At 27.2% G+C, this 16,906-nt stretch carries 16 protein-coding genes; 11 read left to right on the top strand and 5 right to left on the bottom strand.

Going from position 1 to position 16,906, the window contains the following annotated elements:
• Window positions 1-41 precede the first annotated feature (41 nt).
• Window positions 42-932: a tetratricopeptide repeat protein gene (locus AC4FQV_RS05945; protein WP_491164972.1), complete on the top strand. Its 891-nt coding sequence runs from the start codon at window positions 42-44 to the stop codon at window positions 930-932.
• 17 nt (window positions 933-949) lie between these two features.
• On the top strand, window positions 950-1,804 hold the full coding sequence (locus tag AC4FQV_RS05940; RefSeq protein WP_491164969.1) for a PIN domain-containing protein: 855 nt from the start codon (window positions 950-952) through the stop codon (window positions 1,802-1,804).
• A gap of 52 nt (window positions 1,805-1,856) precedes the next feature.
• Here AC4FQV_RS05940 and AC4FQV_RS05935 read toward each other — a convergent pair whose 3' ends face one another.
• Window positions 1,857-2,177, bottom strand: coding sequence for a DUF3784 domain-containing protein (locus tag AC4FQV_RS05935; protein ID WP_491164966.1), 321 nt, complete (start codon window positions 2,175-2,177; stop codon window positions 1,857-1,859).
• Window positions 2,178-2,305: 128 nt separating this feature from the next.
• Here AC4FQV_RS05935 and AC4FQV_RS05930 point away from each other — a divergent pair, with 128 nt between their 5' ends.
• From AC4FQV_RS05930 to AC4FQV_RS05915, 4 genes are read left to right on the top strand one after another with little or no spacing between them, the layout of a single operon-like run.
• The gene (locus tag AC4FQV_RS05930; RefSeq protein ID WP_491164963.1) at window positions 2,306-3,697 is read left to right on the top strand and encodes a J domain-containing protein; all 1,392 of its coding nucleotides are present in this window, start codon (window positions 2,306-2,308) and stop codon (window positions 3,695-3,697) included.
• A 15-nt stretch (window positions 3,698-3,712) separates the two neighbouring features.
• Window positions 3,713-4,327 carry a nucleotide exchange factor GrpE gene (gene grpE, locus AC4FQV_RS05925; RefSeq protein WP_491138159.1) on the top strand — a complete coding sequence of 205 codons (615 nt, stop codon included), beginning with the start codon at window positions 3,713-3,715 and terminating at the stop codon, window positions 4,325-4,327.
• A gap of 13 nt (window positions 4,328-4,340) precedes the next feature.
• Complete coding sequence (locus AC4FQV_RS05920) at window positions 4,341-6,098, top strand: Hsp70 family protein (RefSeq protein WP_491164960.1); 1,758 nt, start codon at window positions 4,341-4,343, stop codon at window positions 6,096-6,098.
• Between the two features lie 18 nt (window positions 6,099-6,116).
• Window positions 6,117-7,277 carry a tetratricopeptide repeat protein gene (locus tag AC4FQV_RS05915; RefSeq protein WP_491164958.1) on the top strand — a complete coding sequence of 387 codons (1,161 nt, stop codon included), beginning with the start codon at window positions 6,117-6,119 and terminating at the stop codon, window positions 7,275-7,277.
• A 79-nt stretch (window positions 7,278-7,356) separates the two neighbouring features.
• Here AC4FQV_RS05915 and AC4FQV_RS05910 read toward each other — a convergent pair whose 3' ends face one another.
• Window positions 7,357-7,761 carry a (deoxy)nucleoside triphosphate pyrophosphohydrolase gene (locus tag AC4FQV_RS05910; RefSeq protein WP_491138163.1) on the bottom strand — a complete coding sequence of 135 codons (405 nt, stop codon included), beginning with the start codon at window positions 7,759-7,761 and terminating at the stop codon, window positions 7,357-7,359.
• Window positions 7,762-8,079: 318 nt separating this feature from the next.
• On the opposite strand from AC4FQV_RS05910, the gene AC4FQV_RS05905 reads away from it, so the two are divergent.
• From AC4FQV_RS05905 to AC4FQV_RS05895, 3 genes are read left to right on the top strand one after another with little or no spacing between them, the layout of a single operon-like run.
• The gene (locus AC4FQV_RS05905; protein WP_491138164.1) at window positions 8,080-9,213 is read left to right on the top strand and encodes a hypothetical protein; all 1,134 of its coding nucleotides are present in this window, start codon (window positions 8,080-8,082) and stop codon (window positions 9,211-9,213) included.
• Between the two features lie 2 nt (window positions 9,214-9,215).
• Window positions 9,216-11,222 carry an McrB family protein gene (locus AC4FQV_RS05900; protein WP_491164955.1) on the top strand — a complete coding sequence of 669 codons (2,007 nt, stop codon included), beginning with the start codon at window positions 9,216-9,218 and terminating at the stop codon, window positions 11,220-11,222.
• Complete coding sequence (locus AC4FQV_RS05895) at window positions 11,206-12,999, top strand: DUF2357 domain-containing protein (protein WP_491138167.1); 1,794 nt, start codon at window positions 11,206-11,208, stop codon at window positions 12,997-12,999. The genes AC4FQV_RS05900 and AC4FQV_RS05895 overlap by 17 nt, the downstream gene beginning before the upstream one ends.
• A 510-nt stretch (window positions 13,000-13,509) precedes the next feature.
• Here AC4FQV_RS05895 and AC4FQV_RS05890 read toward each other — a convergent pair.
• Window positions 13,510-13,740, bottom strand: coding sequence for a DUF4318 domain-containing protein (locus AC4FQV_RS05890; RefSeq protein ID WP_491138168.1), 231 nt, complete (start codon window positions 13,738-13,740; stop codon window positions 13,510-13,512).
• Window positions 13,741-13,874: 134 nt separating this feature from the next.
• On the opposite strand from AC4FQV_RS05890, the gene AC4FQV_RS05885 reads away from it, so the two are divergent.
• Entirely contained in the window at window positions 13,875-14,558 is a 684-nt protein-coding gene (locus AC4FQV_RS05885) for a hypothetical protein (protein ID WP_491138170.1), read from the top strand.
• Window positions 14,559-14,798: 240 nt separating this feature from the next.
• Here AC4FQV_RS05885 and AC4FQV_RS05880 read toward each other — a convergent pair whose 3' ends face one another.
• Window positions 14,799-15,113 carry a hypothetical protein gene (locus tag AC4FQV_RS05880; RefSeq protein WP_491138171.1) on the bottom strand — a complete coding sequence of 105 codons (315 nt, stop codon included), beginning with the start codon at window positions 15,111-15,113 and terminating at the stop codon, window positions 14,799-14,801.
• A gap of 294 nt (window positions 15,114-15,407) precedes the next feature.
• On the opposite strand from AC4FQV_RS05880, the gene AC4FQV_RS05875 reads away from it, so the two are divergent.
• Complete coding sequence (locus AC4FQV_RS05875) at window positions 15,408-15,857, top strand: YkvA family protein (RefSeq protein ID WP_491138172.1); 450 nt, start codon at window positions 15,408-15,410, stop codon at window positions 15,855-15,857.
• 127 nt (window positions 15,858-15,984) lie between these two features.
• On the opposite strand, the gene AC4FQV_RS05870 is transcribed toward AC4FQV_RS05875, so the two are convergent.
• Window positions 15,985-16,737, bottom strand: coding sequence for a GIY-YIG nuclease family protein (locus tag AC4FQV_RS05870; RefSeq protein ID WP_491164952.1), 753 nt, complete (start codon window positions 16,735-16,737; stop codon window positions 15,985-15,987).
• Between the last annotated feature and the right edge of the window lie 169 nt (window positions 16,738-16,906).

Here is a 16,906-nt window from a genome sequence, read left to right as displayed (position 1 = left end):
TTTTTGTCGTTAAAAACATTGTACCGTAAAAGGACTGTTATATGGCCTTTTTACTTTTACACAATTATACGGACTTTATCCAAAAAAGATATAAAGAGGCCTTAGAGGATTTAAAAAGTTTATCAGATAAGGATTATTGCTGGGCTGATGTAGATTTACTAATAGGATTAATCTTAATAAAGAAAAAGCAGTATAAAAAGGCAGAGATTTATTTTAAAAAGGCACAGGAGAAGGACTGTGGAAATGTCCTATCAAAAAATTATATTGAGAAATTAAGACAAAACAGAATATACAAAAGAAGAAGAATATGGTTCTTTAGCTTATTAATTTTTATAATAATAGTCTTTACTACCTCCCTAATTTTCCTTTTTAACAAGAATAGAGAAGATAAAATTGAGTTTACAAAGGAAACTTCTTCCTTAAATAATAGTTTAATGGAGAAGGAAAAGGAACTTGCCTATAAAGAGGGGGAGCTTAAGGAGAAGGAGGACTATATAAAAAAGTTAGAAAAAAAGATACAAGACTTTACCTATGATAAGGATAAGGGAGAAAAAAGTGATAAAGAGGGAATTAGCTTACTAGGAGGAGCTTTAAGTGCCTATAAAAACTCCTCTTATAAGGAGGCTATAAATTCCTTAAAAAATATAGAAATGGGCGATTATGAAAACTATCTAAAAAATGAGGCAGTTTTTTGGCAGGCACAATGTCATGAAAAGCTTAAAGAATATGATTTAGCCATAGAAGATTACAAAGATTATATAAATAACTTTAAAAATCAATGTTACTATGACGATTCCTTATATAGAATTTCAATGCTTTTAGAAGAATTAGGAGATAAGAAGGATGCTAAAATCTATGCAGAGAAATTAAAAAATCAATGTGGAGATAGCATTTTTAACAATAGTAATATAGAAAGAATTTTAAAGGAATAAATATTTTACAAAAAGTTATGCAAAAGAATTTTGAAGATATTTTAGAAAAAAGCATAGTATCTATTAAGGAAATAAGAAACTTTATACAAAAGAATAATGAAAGGCTAGAAGCTGTTTATCATAAGTTTTATAGAAAAAAGAAGCTTAAAGAGGAATTAGACCTTGTTATTGAAAGTCATGGAGAAAGTCTTACAAATAAAGAGATGCATAGGTTAAAGGAAAACAAGGATGTTTTAGAGAAGGAAATAAAGCTTATAGAAAAGAGAAAGTTAAAGCTTGAGGGAAATTTAGAAAAGTATGAGAAAGATATTTTAAAGGTTATTTCAAAGGTAAAAGGTATTGGCATTAATGGAAATAAAGATAATATTTTAGAAGTTTTGCTTAATGCAAAGTATTTGTTATACCTTAAAAAATACATTGGGAAAAAGGAAAAAAATCCTATTACAAAGGAGATGTATTTTGACCTTGTAAATAAAAAATATAAAAAGGTATATATAATAGATACAAATATATTTATTGAAGACCCTAGAATATTAGATTGCATTACCGTAGATAATTTAATTGTTATATCTAAAACTGTTATTGAGGAGCTAGACCGTAACAAGACTAACTTTAAAGAGGATGTTGCCTTTAAGGCAAGGGAGGCTATTAGAAGAATAGACTGCTATAAAAAGGAAAATATAGTATTTTCTCAAGCTAATGAAAGTTTAATACCAAAGGGATATAGCTTAAAGGGAGATAATTTAATACTATCTGTGGCAATGCAGTTTAAGGAGTTTAATCCTATATTAATAACAAATGATATTGCCTTTAACATTAAGGCTAAGGCTGAGGGAATTAATACCTGCACTTTAGAGGATATACTGTCTTAAAATAAAAATAAGATTGCTTTAAGGCAATCTTATTTTTTTATTTAAAAATTTATTAAATTATACGTCCTGAAAACTTTTTTTGCACAAATAAAATTCCTAAAACATCTAAAAGACATAGGGAAACTATTGTAAATTCCATATTATTAAAAGTCATGATTTTTAACAAGCCTAAAAGGGAGAAAAATAAAAATACTCCTCCTAAAAAGAGAATACATAGCCCCATAGCTGTGCAGTAGTTTTTTATATCTTTAACCCCTCTTAATTGATAGGAATGTATTAAGTTTACTTTTTTCTTAACTATAAGTAGGTATGCTAAAAAAATTAAGAGAATACCAAAAGCACCTAAAGCAATAAAATTAAACAAAAAAATCATCTCCTAAAATATTCTAAAAATATAAATTATTAATATACTTTTACTATATTAACATTATTATATCATAGGTAAGGGAAATATATGCTAAATAAAGAAATTATATTTCACCTAAAATAGTGGGGTATTAAATGGATAAGTCTTATTATGAAATATTAGGAGTTTCTAGGGATGCAGACATAAAAGAGATTAAAGTAGCTTATGGTAAGCTTGTAAAAAAATATCCTCCTGAAAAATTCCCAGAGGAATTTGATAATATTGCAAAGGCCTATGAAGCCTTAAAAGATGAGGGATTTAGGGAGAAATATAGGGAGCAGTATGGCTTTAATTATGAAACTCAAAAGCTTTTAAGTTCTGCTGAGAATTTCTATTATGAGAATAATTATTTAGAATCTATAAAATTTTTAAAGAAGTTTTTAATTTTAGAAAAAGATAATAATTTTGCAAAAAATCTTTTAAGTAAAAATTATTATGAATTAGGAGATTATGAAAAGGCCTATGATATTCAAAGAGAGGTTTTAAGATTATCAAGGGATTTACAAGAGAAGGACTTTTTATATATGCAGGAGATTTGCTACAGGCTAAGGTATTTTAAAGAGGGAGAGGACTATCTTAAAATTTCCCTTAATAAATTTAATAGCTTTAAAACAAGTTATAGATTATTTTTATTATATTTAAATGAAAATAGGGAGGAGGAAGCCTGTACTATTTTAAATGAGAAGGTAAATGTATTATTTAAGCTTAGAGATGCAGAGGAAAGTTTAGTTTTATACCTTTATTATGAAAATCTCTTCTTTAAAAATACAACTTATGAAAATAAATATAAAAAGATTTTTATGGATATAGCCACCTTTTCAAGCTTTGAAGAAAATTTTAATTATATAAAATATATGTTCTTTTCCTTTTATTTTTTAGGACAGAGAAATAATCAAGAGAAGGCTTTTTATTTAATGAAGGATTTACTTGACTATTTTTCTAGATATGACTGCACTAAATATTTTGAGGAATTTTATTTTTATAGAGACTATTTAAATTATTTAAAATATAGAAACTTTAACATTATAGGAGACTACATAGGAGTATCCTTTGTTTTATTTGAAAATAGCTTTAAAAACTCCTTTGGAGAGAGGGCTATGGAAGGCTTTTCAAGGGATAAGGAGAATATTTATAAGGAACTTTCAAAGGAGATAAGTAGAGAATTTATACTTAGAGAACTAGAGGGAATTGAAAGAGATTTTTATAAACTTTATGAAGGCTTAAAGAGAACAAATATTTTATATGAAATAGAAGAAATCACAAGGGTACAGGAGGAAAATAAGGAAAAATTACATAAAGAGGAAAATAACAAAGAAGAGGAAGAAGAATTTAAAATAAATAAATCCTCAGATAGCATGGTTAAGCTACAGGGAGGAGTAAGTTTAAAGAAGAGAATTAAAAGGGTTATTTTATGGGGATTAATAGGAGCTATTTTTGGAGGAAAAGCAGGAGCTGTTATAGGGATTTTTCTAGCTTTATTTATATAAAAAATGGGAGGGTTTATGCATAACTTTATAAATATAGATGATGAAATAAACACTTACTGCAAGAAGAAAAAGGAAGATATAAAGGAAGGCTTTCTTTTAGAAGGGGAAGAAACAAAGGTAATAATGAAAGAGGTTTTTAAGTTTCAAAAAAAAATAGCTAAAAACACATTATATACAGCAGAGCAGTTAGATTTTATTCAACAGAAGCTTTTAAAGGAAAATGAAATAAGTAAGCTTTATTTAGAAATTGAAAGATTAAAAGGGGAAAATACTTGTTTAAATGAAAAACTTTCAAGGTGCAATAAATATGAAGAAAAAATCTTAAAGGCTTTAATAAGTATAATAGATGAAATATACAGGCTAAAATATTATGCAGATTATAGTGGAGATAAAAATTTAGTAGAGAGGGTTACAAAGTATATAAACTTTATAAAAAGGGAGCTTAAGGATTTAAATTTAGAGATAAAATCCTCCCTAGGAGAAAAATTTAATGAGGATTTTCACTATTGTAAAGAGGTTAGAAAGGATTTAGAAAAGGAAGATTTCACTATTATTGAAGAATTAAAGCTTTGTATTATTTTAGAGGGAAAGGTTATAAGACCTGCCCATGTAGTGGTTATAAGAAATTAGGAGGAGATTTTTTATGGGTAAAATTATAGGAATAGATTTAGGCACAACAACCTCAGAGGTAGCCTACATTAAAAATGGTAAGCCAGTAATAATAAAAAGTGATAAATTTGGAGATGGTTCTGTAATTCCATCTGTTGTAACTATTAAGGATAATGAAATTATAGTTGGGAAAAAGGCAAAAAGACAATTGATTTTAAAGCCAGAGAGTACAATAGCAGAGGTAAAGAGAAAAATGGGTTCTACTGAAAAGATTTTAGTAGGAGGGAAGGAGTATTTACCAGAGCAAATATCAGCTATGATAATAAAAAGTCTTGTAGAGGTTGCAACAGAGGAAATAGGGGAAGTTTCAGAGGCAGTTATAACAGTACCTGCAAACTTTAATGATCTTCAAAGAAATGCTACAAAAAATGCAGCTACTATAGCAGGAATTAAGGTTGAGAGAATAATAAATGAGCCAACAGCAGCAGCTTTAGGCTATGGCTTAGAAAATTTAAAGGAAGAGAGTAATATCTTAGTTTATGACCTAGGGGGAGGAACCTTTGACTGTACTGTTTTAGATATGTTTTCTGGAATTATGGATGTTAGAGCTAGTAGAGGGGACAATCTTCTTGGAGGAAAGGACTTTGACAAGAAAATTGAGGACTATATAATTGAGCATATTAAGAAAAATTATGATATAGATACTGACAACTTAGGCATTAGAAAACTAAGTGAAATAAAAAGTGCTGCTGAAAGAGCTAAAAAGGATTTATCTGCCTATGATAGTACAGAAATTTTAATGAATAACTTCCATATTGATAAGGAAGGAAATTGTATTGATATAGAACTAGAGCTTACAAGGGAAGACTTTGAAAAAATGTCCTATGACTTGCTTAAGAGAAGTGAGGACATAGTTGATAAAACCTTAAAGGCTAGTAATCTAGAGCCTAAGGATATAGATGTGGTTTTAGCAGTTGGTGGTTCTAGTAAAATGAGCATGGTAAAAAATCTTTTAATTAGAAAATTTGGAGAGGAAAAAATAAAAAAAGGTGTTAATAAAGATGAGGCTGTAGCCCTAGGAGCAGCGGTTCAAGCAGGAATAAAAAATAGTGAAATAACCTCTGCTAATGGAATAATAGTAACAGATGCTTGTAGCCATACTTTAGGTATTGAGGTTATAGGAAATATATTCTCTCCTATAATTTATAGGGATACAAAGATACCTTGCAGTAATTCTGGAGATTATATAACTGTTGAGGATTGGCAAACTCGTATGGCTATTAAGGTTTATCAAGGAGAAAGTGAAGTTGCAAGTGAAAACACCTTAATTGGAGAATTTTTATTAACAGATATTCCTTCAGCAAGGGTAGGCGTTGAAGTTGTAGTAGTTACCTTTACCTACAATTTAAATGGAATGCTTGATGTTTCTGCTAGAATTAAAAGTACAGGAAAAGTAGAAAAGAGAGTTATGGCTATTAACAGACTAAGTAAAAATGAAGTGCAACTACTAGCTGAAAGCACCTTTAAGGATGTGGAGTATGAAGAAGTTAAAAATAATTCCATAACTTCTATTAGCAGTTTATATAGCGATGCTTTAAAAAAATCTCCTTTATATGAAGTTGTAAAAATGTCTCTTTCCATAGCAGAAAGAAAGGCAAGTAGCTTAAAGGAAGAGGATAAAAATAAGCTTAATAATATATTAAAAGAAATAAAAGAGGCTCTTTTAGATAATGATAAGAAACGCTTAGAAGAACTAGATGAAAAGTTAACAGATATGTTTTATAACTTATAAAGTGATTGGAGCTTTAATATGAATAATAAAGAGTTTTCCTATATAGATTATTATAATAAAGCCTTATTAAAGCTTTCAGAAAATAATATATCAGAGGGAATTTATCTTTTAGAGAAGGCCTATTTATTAAATTCCTCTGATATTGATATTTTAAATTTACTAGGACTTTCTTACTTTAAAAAAGGATACTTTAATAAGGCTAAAATGCTTTTTGAAAAAAGTCTTTTAATTAATAAGGAAGAGGAGAGGGCTTTAAGATATATAAGTTTTTTAAACTCAAAGGAGTTTAGGGAAAGCTTAGGAAAATATGAAGAAGCCTTAGATTGTATAGAGGAGAAAAAATATAATAAGGCCTTGGAAATTCTTTTAAGCTTAAAGCACTTGCCTTATGAGTGGGCAGATATAGATTTTTTCATAGGCATGATTTACCTTAAGAAAAAGTCAGAAAAAAATGCTCTTAAATACTTAGAAGGAGCATTAAATAAAGATAAGGGAAATATACTTTCAAAGGATTTCTTAGAAAAATTAAGGGAAAACAAAAGGGAGAAAAGAAAAAATATTATTTCTTTTAGCACAATATCTGTAGTTATACTTTTAGGAGGACTTTTTTTAAGTAAGGAGAAGGAAGAAATAAAAAAGCTTCAAGGGGAGAAATACTCTTTAAAGGAAGAAATACTAAGTATGAAAGAGGAAGTAAAGGAAAGAGAAGTAAGGTTAAATAAGGATATAGAAAGCTTAAAGGAAAAAATCAAAGTAGAAGAAAGGGAAAAAGAGAAGATAAAAAAAGAGTATAAAGAATTTTATCCCTTGTCCTCTTTAAATATGTCCCTAAAAAAATATGAAAAGGGAGAGTACAAGGAGGCCTTACAGGGCTTTTCAGAAATAGAAAAGGAAAATTATGAAAACTATATAAAGGGAGAGGCTATTTTTTGGCAAGGGCAGAGCTATGAGAAGCTAGGAGAAGAAGAATTAGCTATAGAAAAATATAAAGCTTATGTAGAGAATTTTAAAAATCAATGGTATTATGATGATTCTCTTTATAGGTTAGCCCTTATTCTAGATAAAAGAGGAGAGGAAAAAGAGAGCAGATTCTATGGAGAAAAGTTAAAAAAAGAATGTAAAGATAGCATCTTCAATAATGAAAAAATAAACTCCCTATTAAAGAATGAAAATATTTAAATTATAATATTTAAAGAAAAAGAAAAGGTCAGAAAATTTCTGACCTTTTTATTTTAACCTTCTTTATAAAATTTCCCTTTTAATTTTTTAAGCTTTCCTTTATTAATTCCTTAAGAGCAGGAATATCAGCAGGAGCCCAAGATAAAGTTTCAAGATAATTTACAGGAAGCCATATAAGCTTTGCATGTTCCTTAGCCTTTGGTTCTCCCTCTAAAAGTCTGCATTTTACAGTTATTAAATTAACTATGACCTTTTCATACTCATGAGTATTATCATTAAAAGGACATATATATTCTACAGTACAGTCTAATTCTTCTCTAATTTCTCTAAGTATAGCCTCTTCTAAGCTTTCTCCCTTTTCAATCTTCCCACCAGGAAACTCCCACTTTTTAGGAAGAGTCATATTCTCTGCTCTTAAAGCACAAAGAATTTCTCCCTTACTATTTTCAATTATAGCTCCAACTACTTTTACTGTTTTTTTCATAATGTTTATCTCACCTCGAAAACTATTTTATCACAATTATTTTCTAGGGGAAATTTTAAAATTAAATAGTGAAATATTTTTAAAATTACTTATTAAACAATAAAAAAATCTCCTCTTAAAATAGAGAATTTTATAGTATTTTGGCTATGATTTTCTTATGAAGTAATTTTGTGTATAATTACAGATATTAGGAGTTAAACTTATTATTTTAGAGTATAATTAAATTAAGGCAATTATAGAAAAAATTCCTGCCTTAAAAATATATAAATAAAAAGAAAATAAGGGTATTTAAAAAATAAATAAAGAGAGGGAAAGAGCATGAATAAAGAGATTTTAAAATGGTATTTAAATTATATAAATAGACAAAGACTAAATGAAATAATAGAAAAAGCCCCTGTAAGTATAAATGGTTTTACCACAAAAAATAAAACCTCTATTCCTGCTTTAATTGCAAAGCAGAATATTCTATCAAACACAAAAAACTATAAAAATGTTAGGGAATATCTTCTGTCAGAGTCTTTAATTGAGCTTATATCTGTTAAGGATAAAAGTAAGATTATGAATCTTATTAAAGAAGGGAAGGAAAAGGAGCCTATTTTAAAATTTTTAATTGGGAGTAATGAGGATGAGTATTTAGATGAAAAAAAGTTTTATATAAATGAGATAAAAAATAAAACCTTAAATTTAGATTCAGAAGAGGAAGAAACTTTAAAAGGGGATAATGAGGAGAAACTTATGGATGAGGATAAGATTAAAGAAGAAAAAGAAGAAGTAGAAAAGGTAGTAGAAAATAAGGATTTAGAAGAACTTATAAAAAGGGTTGAAAAGCTTGAGAGAAATAGTCAAAGATTAAAGGAGGATTTAGACAAGTCAAAGGAGCAAAAAAAGACCTTAAATAATGAGAAAAATGCCTTGAAAAAGCAAATAAACATTTTAAATCAAGATATTATAACCTTAAAGAAGAAATTAGAAACAAGTGAAGGAAAGGTTATAAAAAGCACAGAAAATTATAATAGTTTAAAGGGAAAATATGACCTTACAATAAAAAGAGAAAAGGAATTAATAGAGGAAAACTTAAATCTTCTTAAAGAAGGGCAAAAGATAAAAAACAGAGAAGAGGGGTTAAAGGTAAAAAATAAGGAACTTACTAATGAAATTGAAAACATAAAAAATGAATTAGACAAGGTTTCAAGGGATAGAGTAGCCTTAATTGGACATATAGATAAAATTCATTTAAAGGGAAGTAGCTATGAGTTCGACAATATAGACATAAAAAGGGTTCATTCCTTAGAGGAGCTTTTAAAAGAAGAATATTTAGAGGTTTGGGTTTTATTATATGACCTAAATGCCCTAGAGCAAAGTAGAGCAATTAGGGAGGAAAATAGCTATAGGGTGTTAAAGTTTAAGAGCTTTCAAGAGGTAAAAAATCATATGGATAAGGGGAGTTATTAACTATGGAAAATATAAATATGTATCTTTTAGGAAAATTAGATAGTAATGTTTTTGAAAACTCTAGGGGATTTTTGCAGTTTAGTGTAAAAAATATAATAGAGGATTCCTTAGAAAATATAAAGGAAGAGAGATTTAACTGTTTTATTGAATCTATATATAAATATGGATTAATTGAAAGGGAAGGAGAAAGTAAGGAAGATACATTCTATGATTATTTAAAGGACAAGCTTCTTATATTCACTCCCTTTATAAGCACAAATCCTTCTGCCTTAAAGGAAATAATAGTAAAAAAGCCAGAGAATTTTAGTGAGGAGTTTAAATATAGAGCAGTACCTGTATACTCAGAGAAAAACCTAAAGATAGATTTTAAAGCTTTTGTAGAAAAGCTAAAAAATAGAGAATGGATAGAGGAGGTTTTAGGTCTTTCAAAGGAAGAGGAGAATTTTCCAAGACTTATATTCTTTGAGGATAAGAAAAAGCTTTACGCCCTTTCAGGATTTACAAAACAGCATTTTAAATATGGTAAGGTTAGGTATGATTATGACAAGCTTTACGCCATAGAAGAAAGTGAAGCTTGGTATGATAATTTTATTAGAAGTGCAGAGATTTCAAATATAATCTTTGTAGAAAATAATACAGCCTCTTACATAGAAGCTCTTTCAAGGGAAAGCAATTTAATTTCAAACCTTGAAAAAAGGGAGGAAGAAATAAAAGAGGATATTACCTTTATAAAGGAAGAAAATAAAGAGGATAAAGAAGAAATAAAAGAAGAAAGCCTTACCTTAGAGGAGGACTTAGGAAACTTAAAACTTAAAATAAAAGAAGAGATTTCTACGGAAAGTCTTTTAGAGAAGGAAATAGAAAGAAGAGAGGAAAGCTATGAGAAAACAGGGGAAGATTTCTTTTTAGAAAACTTTAAAGAAACTTGCATAGCTATGAAACTTCTATATGATGAAAAGGACTTAATAAACTTTCATACAGCTATGAAATCCTCAAAGCTTGTAATTTTATCTGGCATGAGTGGAACAGGAAAGTCAAAAATTGTTCAAGCCTATGGAAAGGCCTTAGGCCTTTCAGAAAATAGATTAAACTTAATTTCAGTAAGACCTTCTTGGGGAGATGATAGTGATCTTTTAGGATATGTAGATAGTATAAACAATATTTATAGACCAGGAGATTCAGGCTTTATAGACACCTTAATAGAGGCATCAAAAAATAAAGAAGAACTTTATATAATATGCTTAGATGAAATGAACTTAGCAAGAGTTGAGCATTATTTTTCTCAAATACTTTCTGTTTTAGAACTAGATAAAGAGGAAAGAGTATTAAAGCTATATAATGAAGAATTAGAAGAAGGACTAAAAAATTCAAAAAAATATAAGTCAAAAATAAAAATAGGAGAAAATATTCTTTTAGTGGGAACAGTAAATCTAGATGAATCTACCTATCATTTTTCAGATAAGGTTTTAGATAGAGCCAATGTAATAACCTTAAAGCAAGGAAATTTTTTAGCCCTTAAGGGTTTAAAAAATAGAGAAAGAGAAGAAATTAAGGAAAAGCATTGTAAAATCACCTTTAAGGAATATGAGGATATGATAAAACATGAGGATTTTATAGAATTAAAGGATAGAGAACTTCAATTTTTATCAGAAATAAATGAAAAGATGAACTTTTTAAATAAGAATGTAGGTATTGGCTTTAGAATAGTAAGTCAAATAGATGATTATATAAGAAATATTCCTAAAAACTCCATAATAAGTAGAGAAGAAGGCCTAGATATTCAACTTGCACAAAGAATACTTCCAAAAATCAGAGGAACTAAGGAACAATGGGGTAGCTTTATAGGGGAATATGATATTTATGATGGAGAAAGCCCTTATAATAAGGAAGTAAAGGGAGAACTTTTAGACATACTAGAAAATTATAAGGATATTTCAGACTTTAAAACCTCAAAAAAACAAATTTTAAACAAGGCAAGAGAGCTTAGCATATATGGATACACCTTATAATTTTAATGTAAGCTTTGAGAAAAACTACACAAAAGAAATAATAAATTTAAAATTTTATGAGGCTTTAAAGGATATAGATTATGAAAACATAGCAGAGGTTGAGGAAAATAGCTTAATTCATTTAAGATTTCAAGGAGATAAAGAGGCTAGGCTTTACATGGAGGAGCTTGATTTAATCTTACTAGAGCTTTTAGAAAAAAAGCAGGAGGAATATAATATAAGAACCACAAAAAGAGGAGGTTTATTTTTAGGACCTTCAGAGGAGAAAATCCCTCTATGTAAAGATGGGGTTTCCCCTTTTATACCAGGAATATACTTAATTAGAGTTGTTTATAAGGACATAATATTTTTCTCTGCCTTTAAGGTTATAAATAAAATAATTACAAAGGATGAGGCAAAGGAAATAAGAAGGGAGTTAGAGGAGGAAATAGAGGGAATAAGCTTTGATTTTGTAAAGAGAAAGTTTAACCTTTATGAAAAAGAACTTCTTTTAGACTTACCAAAGGGACTTTATAAATTCTTTGTAATTGCAAATGAGTTTAAAAATATAATGCATTCTCTAATGGAGCTTAGAGTAAGACCAAACTATAAGATAAGAACAAATTATAAAGAGGTAAGAAGGGAAAAGGTTAGGTATATAGACAATGTAACCATTAGAAACCATTTAAGTAATTCAGAAAAAATGGGCTTTATGAAGGTACCAACAAAAACTATGGAATATGACTTGCCAGAGAATAGATGGGTTAAGAAAATAGTCTTAGAAATATCAAATCTTTTAAAGGGCTTTATAAGGGAAATAGAAATAGTTTCTAAAAAGAAAAGTAAAGCCTTAGAGGAAATAAAAAGATATTCAAGTGAAGGAAGTAACAATATACTACTAAACAAGGAGAAAAACACCTTAGACTATATAATAGAACTTAGAAACAAGGCTTTTAAAATGAGAAATTCCATAAATGTATTAAAATCTACAGAGTGGTATAATAGCATAAAATCTGTAGAAACCTATACTCTTCCCCATGTATTAATACAGGATTCAAGATACAATATTTTATATAAAGTTTATGAAAGACTTCACTCTAAGGACTTTAACTTTAGCAAAAAAGAAAGATTTACTCTTCAATGGAAAAAAACAGATATACTTTATGAAATGTGGTGTTATATAAAGCTATGCAATATATTAAAGGATTTAGGATATGAGTTAATCTCTAAGGAGGGAGAAAAGGATATTTACCTTCTAGAAGAAAACACCTTTAAAATCTTTAAAAAAGAGGATATAAAAATAAAGTTTTATTATGACACAAAAATACCAAAAAGTAGTGAAAGAACAGACTTTGAAAAAAATCCACTTTTTATAAGAGCAAGTAACAATAAGCCAGATGGAAGAATGGATATATATAAAGGGAACTTTTACTTAGGAAGTGTACTTTTTGAATTTAAGTATAGAAGAAAAGAAATGCTTTGGGACAGCAGAGATTATTATAGACATCTAGAACAGGGAGTTTGCAAACAGTTAATTTCCTATGGTATAGGGTGTGCAAGTAAATTTATTTTAAGAGAAAGGGGAGAGGAGTGTAAGAAGGTATTACCTATATTTCCTGTAAGCAAGGTTATGGTTTTTTATCCAAAGGATAAGGATGAAAATAGCAATCTAGAGGATGTAGAGGACTATAATATAAAATTTTTAAAATTTAAACCACAGAAAAATTTAGACCTTGTAAAAGAGGAGTTAAATAAGGAAATAAATGAGGTTATAGAAAGAGAAGGCTTTATAAAATAATTTAAAATAAGAAATAAAATAACCTGAAATTAAAGAAATTTCTTATAAAATAAAGATTTTAAAATAAAAGTTTATAAAGAAAAAATTTTTTATTTTATATGTATAAAAAAAATTATTAAGGAAATAATATTTTATATAAAGCTTTAAGATTTTAAATTTCCATTTAAGCTTTATTTTCTCTTCTCTACCAGTAAACCCTTATAATTGTTTTAATAATTTTTAACTTAAAAAGTAAGACATTCTTTAATGTCTTACTTTTTTATTTTTAAAACTATTCTTTTTATTATCTCATAGAGGTTACTTTTTAAGGTTTAAATAAAGGAATATAAAACCTTAAAAAAGCATTTATGTTAATATTTTTACATTTTAACAAAAAAGTTATATAATATTAATATAGTATTAAAGGAAAGTATAAGTGTTAAATATTATAAAGTATTTAGATTTATAACATAAAAACAAAACAAAGATAAGTATCTTTGTTTTGTTTTTTGTATGAGGATTTTAAAAAATCTAAGCTATTTCTTTACAACTTAAACATACACAGTTTATAAATTTACCAGGGATATGAACCTTAGTAACTTTATACTTTTTTCCATCAATTAAGACTATAAGTGGGTAGGTTCTTTTTATAAATTCAAAAGTTAAATTGTTCTTTCCACAATATTTTGCAATTTCTAAAGAGATATCATAGTCATTTTTAGGTATATCATCTAAATCGATTAGAAAGCCTTTTTTAAACATAAAATCTTTCTCCTAAATAAAATTATTTGTTATAGTATTTCAATTATACCATAAAATTCCATTGAAAATGATTTTATCTAGGTAAATTTGATTTAGAATATAAAATTAAAATCATAAAAGAAGGGAGGATTTTCATGGAAAATTCAAAAATGAGGGTAAATATAATATCAAACGTAGTAATAAGCTTAGCAATTTTAGTTTTAAGTTTCCTTAAGGATAATATTTCTTTTATATTTTTTCTTAATTTAGTTTTAATAGGTGCTTTAAACATAGCCTTTTTAAACAGGGTTAATTATTCTATAGATTTATTAAGCAGGTTAAAAAAATTACAAGAGGTTGATTTTCCAAAGTTTAAAGATATGTCTATGATAGTTTTAGGCATAGTTTTTGCCCTTTCATCTTATGCAGTACTTTTATTAGAAGCCTTAGGAATTTTTAGTTTAACTGACAATATAGAGGCTTTAAATTATGCAAGTAAACCTTTTTTATATACTGCCTTTGCAATCTTTTTTATATGGGCTTTTATAACAAATATATCAGGGGTAATTGTAACAGAAAGCAAGGAAAGAGGAAGAAGATTATATGAATTAAAAAATAGTTCTGCTGCTTTAGGAAGTGAAGCAATAAGTAGAGCTACTGGTTCTTTTAAGGAGGGAATAATCCTTGGATATTATATATTTTATTATAAAAATATAAATAATAGCTATAAGGACAAAGAGGGAAATGTAATCTTAGAAGGCTATGATAAAAGTCCTTTTAGAATAAAAATAGAGGGAAAAAGAAGTAAAAAATACTTTGCAAAGCTTTTTAAACTTTAATTTTAAGTTTATTTTTGTACATAAAAATCAAAAAATAAGGATATAATATAAAATATAGGCTCTAAAAATAAGTCTTTAAAAGTCTTATATTTAAAGAGCTTAAAGTCTTAAAAAGGGGGCTACCCTTAAGATAAAGTTAAAGGGCTACAAGGTAAAAATCTTGTAGCCCTTTTAGTTTATGGCTTTATAAAAAAATAAGTTTTAAAAGCTTTTTATAAGACTTAATTTAAAAGTTAAATTTTAAGATAAAGTACTATTTCTTTTTAAGAATAAATATTTATTCCCAAAGAAGTTTACATAGATAGGAAATAAGAAGTGTTTCCAACCACTTGGGTAATTTCCACAATCAAAAAATATAGTTTCATCATCTTTAAGGGAAAAATTTAATTTAGCACTTTTGCACCAGTCTATTTTTAAATAAATGGTGTGTTCTCCTTCTTCTAAGTCAAAGTGCTTTGTTTCCCCACACTTAATCTTTCCACAGTAATCACCATCTATAACTACATTATAAGACCTCATAATGTCTAGTAGATTATTTCTATGAACAACTATCATAAATATTCCCCCCTTTTTTTTTATTACTAAACCTATGTATATTTTACCAAATTTTTAATAAATGGTAAACATAAGAAATTTTTAAGCAGATTACAGATTATGATTTTTAAAAAGAAAATTAATAATCTTTAGGGAGTGAAGAAATACTAATTAAGGAGAGAGAAAAAAACTAAGGGATTTTTGGGAAAGTAATAAAAAACTCTAAATTTATTTTATAGATTGTTATAAAGCTTTTATAGATTATTTCATAGAAAATATGATTTAATAAATATCAATAAGGAGGTGTATTTTAAAATGAAGGATAATAATAGCAAAAAATCTCTTAAGGAATTTATTCTTAAGGGGAAAAAGCATAAAATAGATTTAAGTAAGTATTCAAAGTATTTCTCAGATAAGGATTTTTTTGAAAAATTAAAAAGGTTTGCTAAAAAGGCAGGAATAAAGGTTGTTTACATATGTCTTTTACTTTTCTATACCTTAAAAAAGGACACAACTCCTAAATGGGCAAAAAGTATTATTATAGGAGCCTTAGGATATTTCATACTTCCTTTAGATATTCTTCCAGATATTGCACCTATAGCAGGATATACAGATGACTTAGGTCTTTTACTTGCAGCCCTAGCAGCAGTAGCCTTCTATATTGATGATGAAGTAAAGGAAAAAGCAAAAGGTAGACTAAAAAAATGGTTCGGAGAATATGAGGAATCTTCTATAGAAGATATTGATAAGAAAATAGAAGCATAATAAATTAAAAAATAAAAGCATCTAAAATTTAGATGCTTTTATTTTTTATATAATTATTAAGTAATTAAAAAAAGAGAGGCTTGTCCTTTCTATGTTATTTAATAATTATATTTAAAGTATTTAATTATTAATAAATTTTCTTTTGCATACTAAAATTTATTGGCATTCTTATACTTTTAGTATTAGGATATTTTTGAGTTTCTAAGAAAATTCCAGAAGTTCCTTTTGCAGGTCCTGAAAATGATTCAGGAATTATTTTTTTTGATGTATAGTCCTCAGCTAGTTTTTTAAATAATTTTGGAATTTTATCAATTTCAACTATTAAATTATATTTCCAATAATTGCAATCAAATGTCTTTGCATATTCTTTAGTTATAGAACATTGGTTTTTAGTATAAAAACTTACAACTATAGAATCATCATTTATAAGTATTTTTTTACTATCATCTGAATTATAACTAGTTGGTTTCCATTCTTCATTTTTTTTATAAACCTTTAATCCGAATTTTTCTAGTATAGAAATTAGTTCATATATATTATCCTTTGTAGAATTAATAAGTGCTTCTGAGATAAGTTGTATTTCATGTTCAGTACAACCAATATGAATTTGTTCTCCACCTTTTGAAAGATTATATCCTATAGAAGGATTTCTTGATTGATAATATTCTATCCAGTAAATTTCTCTTTCATTTAACTGCTTTTGATCTTCACATTCTTCAAGAACTTCAACTTTGAAGTTTTCTTTCCCATATTTTTGTAGTGCTAAATTAAGAATAACACCAGAACCATAATAAGATTCATCAAATTCTTTACCTTTATGCTGTCCTATATAAATTTTATTGTTTAATAAATTAGTAGTTTTGTAAATATAACCATACATAACCTTTACATCTCCTTAAAAATTACTTTAGTTTTAATAATTAAAACTCTAATATTTATTAATTGATATTTGTACCTTTTTATTAAGTTATTATACCTTTTATGAGTTTAAGATTGAACTAATATACAGTATATTTATATAATTTTAATAAATATGGTATTTTTAAGAA

The sequence above is a fragment of the Clostridium sp. TJA038 genome (assembly GCF_058310255.1).
This window is presented reverse-complemented; position numbering and strand designations above follow the sequence as displayed.

Excerpts from the sequence above, each read along its gene's own strand:
- AC4FQV_RS05930 (WP_491164963.1), top strand. The coding sequence starts at position 2,306 with ATGGATAAGTCTTATTATGAAATATTAGGAGTTTCTAGGGATGCAGAC.
- AC4FQV_RS05935 (WP_491164966.1), bottom strand. The coding sequence starts at position 2,177 with ATGATTTTTTTGTTTAATTTTATTGCTTTAGGTGCTTTTGGTATTCTC.
- AC4FQV_RS05910 (WP_491138163.1), bottom strand. The coding sequence starts at position 7,761 with ATGAAAAAAACAGTAAAAGTAGTTGGAGCTATAATTGAAAATAGTAAG.
- AC4FQV_RS05945 (WP_491164972.1), top strand. The coding sequence starts at position 42 with ATGGCCTTTTTACTTTTACACAATTATACGGACTTTATCCAAAAAAGA.
- AC4FQV_RS05900 (WP_491164955.1), top strand. The coding sequence starts at position 9,216 with ATGGAAAATATAAATATGTATCTTTTAGGAAAATTAGATAGTAATGTT.
- AC4FQV_RS05940 (WP_491164969.1), top strand. The coding sequence starts at position 950 with ATGCAAAAGAATTTTGAAGATATTTTAGAAAAAAGCATAGTATCTATT.
- AC4FQV_RS05905 (WP_491138164.1), top strand. The coding sequence starts at position 8,080 with ATGAATAAAGAGATTTTAAAATGGTATTTAAATTATATAAATAGACAA.
- AC4FQV_RS05880 (WP_491138171.1), bottom strand. The coding sequence starts at position 15,113 with ATGATAGTTGTTCATAGAAATAATCTACTAGACATTATGAGGTCTTAT.
- AC4FQV_RS05895 (WP_491138167.1), top strand. The coding sequence starts at position 11,206 with ATGGATACACCTTATAATTTTAATGTAAGCTTTGAGAAAAACTACACA.
- AC4FQV_RS05885 (WP_491138170.1), top strand. The coding sequence starts at position 13,875 with ATGGAAAATTCAAAAATGAGGGTAAATATAATATCAAACGTAGTAATA.
- AC4FQV_RS05870 (WP_491164952.1), bottom strand. The coding sequence starts at position 16,737 with ATGTATGGTTATATTTACAAAACTACTAATTTATTAAACAATAAAATT.
- AC4FQV_RS05915 (WP_491164958.1), top strand. The coding sequence starts at position 6,117 with ATGAATAATAAAGAGTTTTCCTATATAGATTATTATAATAAAGCCTTA.
- grpE (WP_491138159.1), top strand. The coding sequence starts at position 3,713 with ATGCATAACTTTATAAATATAGATGATGAAATAAACACTTACTGCAAG.
- AC4FQV_RS05875 (WP_491138172.1), top strand. The coding sequence starts at position 15,408 with ATGAAGGATAATAATAGCAAAAAATCTCTTAAGGAATTTATTCTTAAG.
- AC4FQV_RS05890 (WP_491138168.1), bottom strand. The coding sequence starts at position 13,740 with ATGTTTAAAAAAGGCTTTCTAATCGATTTAGATGATATACCTAAAAAT.
- AC4FQV_RS05920 (WP_491164960.1), top strand. The coding sequence starts at position 4,341 with ATGGGTAAAATTATAGGAATAGATTTAGGCACAACAACCTCAGAGGTA.